The sequence below is a fragment of the Faecalibacterium longum genome, from assembly GCF_040094125.1.
GTDB classification, from domain to species: Bacteria; Bacillota; Clostridia; order Oscillospirales; family Ruminococcaceae; genus Faecalibacterium; species Faecalibacterium longum.
The window spans coordinates 1-882 of record NZ_JBBNIH010000004.1; the positions used below are offsets into that span (position 1 = coordinate 1).

2 tRNA genes are annotated in these 882 nt (G+C 52.9%); one reads left to right on the forward strand and one right to left on the reverse strand.

Annotated elements, in window-relative coordinates:
- Window position 1 precedes the first annotated feature (1 nt).
- Window positions 2–77 (forward strand) — tRNA-Thr (locus tag AAAU26_RS00025).
- Between the two features lie 728 nt (window positions 78–805).
- On the opposite strand, the gene AAAU26_RS00030 is transcribed toward AAAU26_RS00025, so the two are convergent.
- Window positions 806–881, reverse strand: a tRNA-Thr gene (locus tag AAAU26_RS00030).
- Window position 882: the final 1 nt, after the last annotated feature.

The following is an 882-nucleotide window of genomic DNA, read 5'->3' on the forward strand; positions in this document are numbered from 1 at the left end:
TGCTGCTATAGCTCAGTTGGTAGAGCGCATCCTTGGTAAGGATGAGGTCTCCAGTTCGAATCTGGATAGCAGCTCCATCGAGAGAAAACCACTTGAATCCTTGAGATTCAGGTGGTTTTTTGTTTGCATCGACAGTTGCAACTGTCGAGCACCGGCCCATGATAGAACCTCTCCGTCACGCCTGCGGCGTGCCACTGCCCGGGTTGCGGCTCCCAGCGTCTGCTTCGCTGTCGCTCGCATCCTGCTGGCCGCGGCCCCAACAGCTCCTCCCTGTTTCCGCCGCTGGCGGCGGTCGTCGCCGTTGCTCCTAACGAGGGGAGGCTTTGGCATGTCGGCCAAGTTTCCCCTGAACGAGTAAAGCTTATTTATTTCGTGGACTGTAGTGCTCCGCTACAGAGAGCCGCGGCAGCTTGACAAGGTGCGCTGTCCAGAAGCAGCTAACCTCTGCAGCGGAGCCCGCACTTTTGCGCCATATTGGACTTTTGGCAGTCAGCTCAAAGTGACCCAGCCTGCCAAGGGCTCCCCTATCAGGGGAGCTGGCAAAGCCGACAGGCTTTGACTGAGAGGTTCTCCCCGGCAGAGCGCTCTGCCAAAAACAAAAACCGCGCCACAGGTAATGTTCGAACCTGCGGCGCGGTTTATCTATTGGAGGAAATAGTTCTCGTAAATAATAATTGGTTAAATCCCGTCTGGATTATAGAGATAGTATACTTCATTCAGCGCAAAAAATCAACCCAGGTAGGCAAAATCACAAATTACAACAAAAAAACACCCTGAAGTTTTTCAACCTCAAGATGTTCTGAGCTGGAGCTGCTATCCAGATTCGAACTGGAGACCTCATCCTTACCAAGGATGCGCTCTACCAACTGAGCTATAGCAGCA